General features: G+C 64.8%; 8 protein-coding genes. 2 read left to right on the top strand and 6 right to left on the bottom strand.

All coding sequences use genetic code 11. From position 1 onward, the window contains the following. On the bottom strand, positions 1 to 1,356 hold a 1,356-nt coding region (gene cysS / locus V7Q81_RS12615; RefSeq protein ID WP_333843827.1), incomplete at its 3' end, for a cysteine--tRNA ligase. 200 nt (positions 1,357 to 1,556) lie between these two features. On the opposite strand from cysS, the gene V7Q81_RS12610 reads away from it, so the two are divergent. Together V7Q81_RS12610 and V7Q81_RS12605 are read left to right on the top strand one after the other, a co-directional pair. Beyond that, positions 1,557 to 2,048, top strand: coding sequence for a peptidylprolyl isomerase (locus V7Q81_RS12610; protein WP_333843826.1), 492 nt, complete (start codon positions 1,557 to 1,559; stop codon positions 2,046 to 2,048). Next, the gene (locus V7Q81_RS12605) at positions 2,045 to 2,794 is read left to right on the top strand and encodes a UDP-2,3-diacylglucosamine diphosphatase (RefSeq protein ID WP_333843825.1); all 750 of its coding nucleotides are present in this window, start codon (positions 2,045 to 2,047) and stop codon (positions 2,792 to 2,794) included. The genes V7Q81_RS12610 and V7Q81_RS12605 overlap by 4 nt, the downstream gene beginning before the upstream one ends. A 39-nt stretch (positions 2,795 to 2,833) precedes the next feature. On the opposite strand, the gene V7Q81_RS12600 is transcribed toward V7Q81_RS12605, so the two are convergent. From V7Q81_RS12600 to V7Q81_RS12580, 5 genes are all read right to left on the bottom strand, one after another. Further along, a complete protein-coding gene (locus V7Q81_RS12600; RefSeq protein ID WP_333843824.1) occupies positions 2,834 to 4,420 on the bottom strand; it encodes a bifunctional aminoglycoside phosphotransferase/ATP-binding protein in 1,587 nt (528 codons plus the stop codon). A gap of 3 nt (positions 4,421 to 4,423) precedes the next feature. After that, positions 4,424 to 5,605, bottom strand: coding sequence for an O-succinylhomoserine sulfhydrylase (locus V7Q81_RS12595; RefSeq protein WP_333843822.1), 1,182 nt, complete (start codon positions 5,603 to 5,605; stop codon positions 4,424 to 4,426). Between the two features lie 166 nt (positions 5,606 to 5,771). Further along, the gene (gene purF / locus V7Q81_RS12590) at positions 5,772 to 7,286 is read right to left on the bottom strand and encodes an amidophosphoribosyltransferase (protein ID WP_333843821.1); all 1,515 of its coding nucleotides are present in this window, start codon (positions 7,284 to 7,286) and stop codon (positions 5,772 to 5,774) included. Between the two features lie 17 nt (positions 7,287 to 7,303). Next, positions 7,304 to 7,819, bottom strand: a complete 516-nt coding sequence (locus V7Q81_RS12585; RefSeq protein ID WP_333843819.1) for a CvpA family protein — start codon at positions 7,817 to 7,819, stop codon at positions 7,304 to 7,306. A 54-nt stretch (positions 7,820 to 7,873) separates the two neighbouring features. Then, the gene (locus tag V7Q81_RS12580) at positions 7,874 to 8,524 is read right to left on the bottom strand and encodes an SPOR domain-containing protein (RefSeq protein WP_333843817.1); all 651 of its coding nucleotides are present in this window, start codon (positions 8,522 to 8,524) and stop codon (positions 7,874 to 7,876) included. Between the last annotated feature and the right edge of the window lie 153 nt (positions 8,525 to 8,677).

Below are 8,677 nucleotides of genomic sequence, written 5' to 3'. Positions count from 1 at the left end.
CCCCTTGGGCGTATCTTCCAGCACGATGCCCGCCGCTGCCAGCTCGTCGCGGATGCGGTCGGCCTCGGCGAAGTTGCGCGCCCGGCGCGCATCCGCGCGAGCGGCGATCAGCCGCTCGATGCGCTCCGCGGAGTAGGCTCCGGTTTGTGCCGCCGGCGCCTCCTGCAGGAACTGCAGGGGCTCTTGCTGCAGCAGGCCCAGTACGCCCCCTAGCCCCTTGAGCAGGGCGGCGTCCCGGGGCGAACGGCTGCGGTTCAACTCATTCGCCAGATCGAACAGTACGGCGATGGCCTCCGGCGTGCCGAAATCGTCGTCCATGGCCTCGCGCAGGCGCTGGGCCCGGGGATCACCCCAATCGACGCTCCCGTCGGGCGCCTCCACGCCCTTGAGGGCGGTGTAGAGCCGGCTGAGGGCGGTCCGGGCTTCGTGCAAATGTTGGTCCGAGTAATTAAGAGGGCTGCGGTAGTGGGCGCGCAGAATGAAAAAACGCACCACTTCGGGATGGAACTTCTCCAACACTTCCCGCACGGTGAAGAAGTTGCCCAAGGACTTGGACATCTTCTCGTTGTCCACGCGCACGAAACCGTTGTGCATCCAGTAATTCACGAACACGTGACCGTGGGCCCCCTCGGACTGGGCGATTTCGTTCTCGTGATGGGGGAACTGCAGGTCCTCCCCGCCGCCGTGGATGTCGAAGTGCTCCCCCAGGTAGTGCTCGCTCATCGCTGAGCACTCGATGTGCCAGCCGGGCCGCCCCGGCCCCCAGGGCGAGGGCCATTGGGGTTCGCCCGGCTTGGCGGCCTTCCACAGGACAAAGTCAAGGGGATCTTGCTTGTGGGGATCCACTTCCACCCGGATGCCTGCCCGCAGGTCTTCCAGGCTCTTGCCCGAGAGCTTGCCATAGCCCGCAAACTTGCGTACTGCGTAATAGATGTCCCCATTCGCCGCCTGGTAGGCAAGACCCTTGGCGAGCAGCATGCGGATCATCTCCAGCATGTGCTCCACGTGTTGGGTTGCCCGAGGCTCGTGGGTCGGCCGCTCGACGCCGAGCCGGTCAGCATCTTCGTGCATGGCGCGGATGAAGCGCTCGGTGAGCCGCTCCACCGGCTCGCCGCTCTCGCGTGCTCGGTTGATGATTTTGTCGTCGATGTCGGTGATGTTGCGCACATAGGTGACGTCGAAGCCCCTCGCGCGCAGCCATTTCATCACCATGTCGAACACCACCATCACCCGAGCGTGACCCAAGTGGCAATAGTCGTACACGGTCATGCCGCACACGTACATGCGCACCTTGCCCGGCGTGATGGGCACGAAGGGTTCTTTTTGCCGGGTGAGGCTGTTATAGATTCTCAGCATCGAGTTTCGTCTTTCCCTGGCCCGCCTGGGAACAGTTCCGGTATCTTAGAGGGAGCGCGTGATATAGAATTCCGGCTCAGGAGTAACCGCCGGATAAACAATCAAAAGTATATCACGGCGCCTGCCCCGCTCCGGCACGCCGGGGCGCTCTTCTCACCCGGCGCGGGGCTGCCCCCTTCGCGACAGTCAAGGAGATTACCATGGTCAAGATGAAAACCCGCTTCGGCGAGATTGTCCTGGAGCTCGACGCCGAGCGGGCTGCGGCGACGGTGGAAAACTTTCTCTCCTACGTGCACAGCGGCTTCTACGACAACACCCTGTTCCATCGGGTCATCGACGGGTTCATGATCCAGGGCGGCGGCTTTGCCCCCGGCATGCGCCCAAAACCGACCCAGGCACCCATCCGCAACGAGGCCGACAACGGCCTTAAGAACCAAGCTTATACCATCGCCATGGCCCGCACTTCCGATCCCCACTCGGCCACCTCCCAGTTCTTCATCAACGTGGCCGATAACGCCTTCCTCGACTTCACCTCTCCCACCCCCCAAGGTTGGGGCTATTGCGTGTTCGGGCGGGTCGTGGCCGGCCACGAGGTGGTGGACAAAATCAAGGAAGTGAAAACAGGATCCCACGGCTTCCACCGGGACGTGCCGGTGCAAGAGGTGGTAATCGAAAAAGCGTGGGAGGAATGAGCCTGCAGCCCCTTGCCATGGACGCCACCCTCTTCATCTCCGACCTGCACCTGTCCGAGGAACGGCCCCGCACCGTGGAGCGCTTTTTCCGCTTCCTGGAAGAGGACGCCCGCGGGGCCCGTTCGCTCTACATCCTGGGTGATCTCTTTGAGTACTGGATCGGAGACGACGACCTGGAGGATCCATTCAACGCCCGGATCACTCGGGCACTGGCCGAAACCTCCCGGGCGGGCGTCGAGATTGTCTTCCTCCATGGCAACCGGGATTTCCTAGTGGGTGACCGCTGGGCCGCAGCGGCGGGAGCACGGCTCATCCCCGACCCTACGCAGGTGGAGCTCTATGGTGCCCCCACCCTCCTCATGCACGGCGACACCCTGTGCTTGGACGACAAGCCTTACCAGGCCTTCCGCGCCCAGGTGCACGATCCCGCTTATCAGCAACAGTTTCTCTCCAAGCCTCTGCCCGAGCGGCGGGCGCTGGTGTTGAGCCTCCGAGAGCAGAGCATGCGGGCGAAAGAGCAAAAAAGTGAAGCCATCATGGACGTCACGCCGGCGGCGGTGGAGGAAGTCCTGAGGCGCCACGGTTACCCGCGCCTGATTCACGGCCACACCCACCGGCCGGCGCGACACTTGCATCGGGTGGACGGACGCTTCTGCGAGCGCTGGGTGCTCACCGATTGGGACGAGGGGCGGGGCGGCTTCCTGCGGGTGGATGCCTCGGGCTGCCGGGCGGTGGCCCTCCATTAGCGTCCGCGCAAGGTTTCAGGGAGTTCCGAAAGGCCCATATCAGGCGCGAATGCGCGCCAATACTTCTTGCGGATCGGGATCAGGCTGCTTGCCTGTGTCGAAGCGTAGCACCTGGTCCGCCTCCTTGTCGTGCAGCGCTTCGCGCTGGGCCAATTGCCGTTCGAGCACCCGCTCGTCGGCCTCTGAAACGTCGATGCCTCTTGCCAGCCGCCGGCGCACCCGCTCCCGCAAGAGCTCCTCGGCCGCGTTGAATTCCAGCACCACACAGCGCAGCCCCGCAGTCCGGGCGGCGTCGGTGACGAGGGAGCGCTGCCAGCGCTTGAGGAAAGTGCCGTCGGCAATCGCGATCCATCCCGCTTGTGCGATGGCAAGGCAAAGTTGCGCCACGTGTTCGTAAACGTGCCGGGTGATCTGCGGCGTATACAGGTCCGTCTCCAAGCCGGAGCCGCTTCGGCTTGTGGGCTCGAGTCCCGCCAGACGCTTGCGTTCCACGTCGGTACGCACACGAATGGCGTCGATCAACGGCAGTAGCCTTCGGGTGAAGCGGCTCTTGCCCGAGGCCGACACGCCGCAGGTGAGAATCAGCAGCCTTTCCTCCTGCCGGCAGAAGCGCTCGGCCAGCGCCACGTACGCGGCGCACTCCTCCCGCTGGGCGGCACGCCCTTCGTCCCCGAGCCCCGGCTGGCGGGCCCGGATTGCGGCGATCTTGGCCCGCACCAAGGCCCGGTAGACAAGATAGAAGCGCAGCAGCGACACACCCCCGTAGTCCCCCGTCTCTTCCAGGTAGCGGTTGAGGAAGTACCGCGCAACGCGGGCCTGGCCCCGATGGTGGAGGTCCATGACCAGGAAAGCCGCTTCGTTCACGACATCGATCCAGCGCAGGCCTGGATCGAATTCGATACAGTCGAATATGACGATGTTGCCTTCCACCAAGGCCATATTGCCCAGGTGCAGGTCCCCGTGGCATTCGCGCACCGCCCCGGCCGCAAGGCGCTGCCGGAACGCCGGAAGCAGGCGCGCTGCCTCGGCTTCGGTCCAGGCCCTTAAGGCCTCGAGCCGCGCTTTGAGGGCGGGCTCCGGGCACAGCACCAGAAGCTGGGCGAAGTTCTCCGCGGCCGGCGCCATCACTGCAGCGGGTGTTCCGTGCGGTCCGCCTTCCGCTGCCACCGCCACTTCCCGGTGGAATGCAGCCACCTGCACCGCTAGCCGTTCCCCCCACTCGTCGGCCAAGCCCTCTCGGGACGCGACCCGGTCGAGCAAGGTCTGCTGATCGAAGCGGCGCATTTTAACCGCATACTCAAGGACGGGTCCCTCGCCGAAAAAAGCCGGGGCCCGCGCGTCTCCCCGCACCGCCACCACTTCCAGGTAGAGCTCGGGCGCGAGGCGGCGGTTGAGCCGCAGCTCCTCCTCGCAGTAGTGGCGGCGCCGGGCCAGGGTGCTGAAATCGAGAAATCCCAGATTGAGGGGCTTTTTGATCTTGTAGGCATAGGGCCCGGAGAGAATGACAAAGGAGATATGGGTCTCAAGAAGCTGCAGGTCCGAGGCCGGATGGGGAAAGGCAGCGGGTCGCAACAGCGCCTGGACCAGCAGCCGCTGACGACGGAGGACATCTCGCGCGGCGGCCACGGCTCAGGCGATCTGGGCCAGGCCCCGGGCCAGATCCGTTTGGAGGTCCGCCACCGATTCCAGTCCCACCGCGAGCCGCAGCAGCCCCTCGCCGATGCCCGCTGCCGCCCGCGCCTCCGGGCTGATGCGCCCGTGGGTCGTGGTGGCGGGGTGGGTGATGGTGGTCTTGACGTCGCCCAGGTTGGCGGTGATGGAAATCATGCGAGTGGAATCGATCACCCGCCATGCCGCCTCGCGGCCGCCTTTGACCACAAAGGACACGATGCCCCCCCCGGTGGCCTGCTGGCGCATCGCCAAGGCATGCTGGGGATGACTAGGCAGCCCCGGGTAGTAGACTCGTTCCACGGCCGGCTGGGCTTCCAGCCATCGAGCCAGGCGCAAGGCATTGTCGGAATGGGCCTGCATGCGCAGCTTCAGGGTCTCCAGTCCCTTGAGGATCACCCAGGCATTGAACGGGCTCATGCTGGGGCCCGCGGTCCTCAAGAACGGGTAGATGCCGTCCATCACCAGCTCCCGCGGACCCAGCACCGCGCCGCCCAGCACCCTGCCCTGACCGTCCAGATACTTGGTGGCCGAGTGGATGACGAGGTCCGCGCCCAACTCGAAAGGCCGCTGCAGCGCGGGAGTGCAAAAGCAGTTGTCCACCGCGAGCCAGGCCCCGGCCGAACGCGCCACCTCCGCCAGGGCTCGCAGGTCAGAGATCTCGGTGAGGGGATTGGACGGTGTTTCCACGAAGAGCAGCCGGGTGTTGGGCCGCACCGCCCGAGCCCATTCGGCCGGCTCGGTGGCCGAAACAAAAGTGGTCTCCACCCCGAACTTGGGCAGCACCTGGGTGAAGAGCTGCACCGTGGCACCGAAGATGCTTCGGGAAGCAACGATGTGCTCGCCCGAGCGCAGCAACCCCATGACCGTGGCCAGGATGGCTGCCATGCCGGAGGCGGTGGCGAGGCAGCAGGGTGCTCCCTCGAGGGCCGCCAGCCGTTCCTCGAAGGCGCTGACCGTAGGGTTGGTGAAGCGGGAGTAGATATAGCCTGCCTCCTGCTGGGCGAAGCGTGCCGCCGCCTGGGCGGCGCTGTCGAAGACGAAGCTGGAGGTGAGATACAGGGCCTCGGAATGCTCGTTAAACTGGCTGCGGTGGATTCCGGTACGCAGCGCCCGGGTTTCGAAATCGAATTCCTCTGCCATCTTGGCACCTGCCCGCAAGGCAATAAAAAAACCCGCTCAGCCAGCGACGGAGACGGGTTTCCCTCGCTTTAGCGGCATTTGTTGAGCGCCCGCAAGCTGACGGTCAAATCGGCGCTTCTGGGCAAGGTACGCCGGATAAGCCCTGCTTGTCAATCGGGATGGACCCTTAATCGACGGTGATGAGGTTCAAGTCGAGCTGGGCCGCTTCCTGGGCTGCTTGGGCACGGCGTCCGCGCCGGGCCTCGAGAAAGCCCAGGTACTCGGGGGTCACGTCCCCGGTGATGTAACAGCCGTCGAAACAGGACGTTTCGAAGGAAGTGAGCTTGGGATTGACCTTGCGCACCGCTTCCTTCAATGCCTCCAGGTCCTGATAGATGAGATGGTCGGCACCGATCTCCCGGGCGATCTCCTCCGGCTCGCGCCCGTTGGCAATCAGCTCCTCCCGAGTGGGCATGTCGATGCCGTAGACGTTGGGGTAGCGCACCGGCGGCGCGGCCGAGGCGAAATACACCTTGTGCGCTCCCGCTTCCCGGGCCATCTGCACGATTTCCCGACTGGTGGTGCCGCGCACGATGGAGTCATCCACCAACAACACGTTTTTGTCCCGGAATTCCATGTTGATGGCGTTCAGCTTGTGCCGGACCGACTTCTTGCGGATCGATTGCCCCGGCATGATGAAGGTGCGGCCGATGTAGCGATTCTTGACGAAACCCTCGCGGAAATCGATGCCTAGGCGGTTCGCCAGTTGCAGCGCCGCCGGGCGGCTGGAATCGGGAATTGGAATTACCACATCGATATCCAGATGGCGCATCTCCCGCTTGATCTTCTCGGCAAGCGCCACCCCCATGTTGAGCCGCGCCTCGTACACCGATACGCCGTCCATGACTGAGTCCGGGCGCGCCAGATAGACGTACTCGAAGATGCACGGGTTGCGCGACCAGTGTTTGGCGCACTGTTTGCTGTAGAAATTGCCGTCCACGTCGATGAAGATCGCTTCGCCCGGGTCCACGTCCCGGGTGAGCTTGAAGCCCAGGGTGTCCAAGGCCACGCTCTCCGAGGCCACCAGATATTCAGTGCCCTGGGGCGTGTGGGCCTGGCCCACCACCAGGGGGCGAATGCCCAAGGGGTCGCGGAAGGCGAGCAGACCGTAGCCGGCGATCATCGCCACGCAGGCATAAGCGCCGCGGCAGCGGCGGTGCACCCCTTCCACCGCGCGGAAAATGGTGGGCAGATCCAAACGGTGATTGACGGTGCACTCCTGCAGCTCATGGGCGAGCACATTGAGCAACACCTCCGAATCGGAGTTGGTGTTGATGTGGCGCAGGTCCTGGCGGAACATCTCCTGCTTGAGCTGCTCTGAATTGGTGAGGTTGCCGTTGTGGCCGAGCACGATGCCGAAGGGTGAGTTCACGTACAGGGGTTGGGCCTCTGCTGCAGACTCGGCCGAGCCTGCAGTGGGATAGCGGCAATGAGCGATGCCCATGTTCCCGGTCAGGGCCCGCATGTTGCGCGTGCGGAACACGTCCCGCACCAGCCCCGAGCCTTTGTGCATGTGGAAAGTGCTGCCCTCAGCCGTGACAATGCCGGCCGCATCCTGACCACGGTGTTGCAGCACCAGCAGCCCGTCGTACAACAACTGGTTGACCGGCCCGCGGGCCACTACGCCGATGATGCCGCACATGCTTCCGTCACCCCCATTCAGCCGCCGCCCACGGGCTCCCCGTCCCGGAAACGGATTTGCTGAGACAGCTTTCGCGGCAGCCAGTTCTTGACGCTGCTCGCCAGATCCTCCAGCGGGGCGCTCAAGGCCGCCTCCCGCCAGAACGGCTCCCGTGGCATCGAGGTGAGGCCTGCCAACAACACGCCTGCCAGCACGATCAGCACGCCGCGGAGCAAGCCGAACAGAGCGCCCACGCCCCGATCAAGGAGGGACAATCCCGCCACCTTGATGAGCTCTGCCATCGCCAGGGTAATGAGCGCCGAGAACACCAGGGTGGCGATGAAAAGCAGCAGAAACGCCACGAGCAGACGTAGGGAAGTTCCTGGCAGCGCGACCGGCAGCGCCTCCGCCAGGGCGGTGGCAAAGGTGTTTGCCACCAGGAAGGCAGCTACCCACCCCCCCAGGGCCATCACTTCCCTGACCGCGCCCCGTAGGACGCTCACCAGTACCGACAGCCCGACGATTCCCAGCACCAGGTAATCGAATGCGGTCATTCGCACCGGGGCGACCCGTTGCGGAAATCCGCGCTCATGGCCCTTGCACCACCTTCACGGGGAAGCGATGATGCCGTTTAAGCCCAGCCGCTCCAGCTTGGCGAGGGTCTGCTCCGCCGCCTCCCGAGTCGGGAAGGGACCCGCCCGGACCCGCACCTGCCTGCCCTTGGTCGTGGCAACGGTCTCAGTATAGGCCTGGATGCCGTTGGCAGAAAGCCTGTCTTTCAGCTGCTTGGCATTTTCCGCGCTGGAGAAGGCCCCCACTTGGACCACATAGCCGCCAGTAGCCTCCCCGACCCGGCTGTCGGCGGCCGCTTTCATCTCGCCCTTGGGAGGTGGCGCGGCAGATCGCGACGCTGGCGCCGGCTCCGGTGGCACCGGGGCGGCACCGGCCTGCAGTGCGTCTTGCCTCTCCTTCTGGGCTGCCGGCCCGGCAGCCTCGTGGGACGTGGCGGGGGAGGGCGAAAGCGCCTGCGGGCGATCGACCGGTGCCGTCTCTTTGAGCGGCGTGGGCACTTCCAGGGGCGGTGCCGTCTCCTGAGAGGGAATGCGGATCTCGATAGGGTGGGAAACGGGACGGGGCTCCTGCTCAAGTACCATGGGCAGCACCACCACGGCGATCAAGACCAGAGCGATGGCGCCGATCAGCCTTCTGCGCGCGCGCTTTCTGAACTGGATCTCTTCGCTGCTGAGCGCTTTCGCCATCTAGGAGGCCGGAACAGAAGGCCTGGACTCACCCGCTCGGGCGTGAACCTGCATGATCTCGGCAACGGTGAGAAAAGAGCCGAACACCACAATTCTATCACCCTCCCCCGCTCGGGCCGAAGCCTCGGCAAAGGCGGCAGCAGGCTGGGGAAA

It is taken from the genome of Pelomicrobium sp. (assembly GCF_036803785.1).
GTDB lineage: Bacteria > Pseudomonadota > Gammaproteobacteria > Burkholderiales > UBA6910 > Pelomicrobium.
This window is presented reverse-complemented; position numbering and strand designations above follow the sequence as displayed.

Coding starts and splice junctions, on each gene's coding strand:
- V7Q81_RS12610 (WP_333843826.1), top strand. CDS start 1,557: ATGGTCAAGATGAAAACCCGCTTCGGCGAGATTGTCCTGGAGCTCGAC.
- V7Q81_RS12605 (WP_333843825.1), top strand. CDS start 2,045: ATGAGCCTGCAGCCCCTTGCCATGGACGCCACCCTCTTCATCTCCGAC.
- V7Q81_RS12595 (WP_333843822.1), bottom strand. CDS start 5,605: ATGGCAGAGGAATTCGATTTCGAAACCCGGGCGCTGCGTACCGGAATC.
- purF (WP_333843821.1), bottom strand. CDS start 7,286: ATGTGCGGCATCATCGGCGTAGTGGCCCGCGGGCCGGTCAACCAGTTG.
- V7Q81_RS12585 (WP_333843819.1), bottom strand. CDS start 7,819: ATGACCGCATTCGATTACCTGGTGCTGGGAATCGTCGGGCTGTCGGTA.
- V7Q81_RS12580 (WP_333843817.1), bottom strand. CDS start 8,524: ATGGCGAAAGCGCTCAGCAGCGAAGAGATCCAGTTCAGAAAGCGCGCG.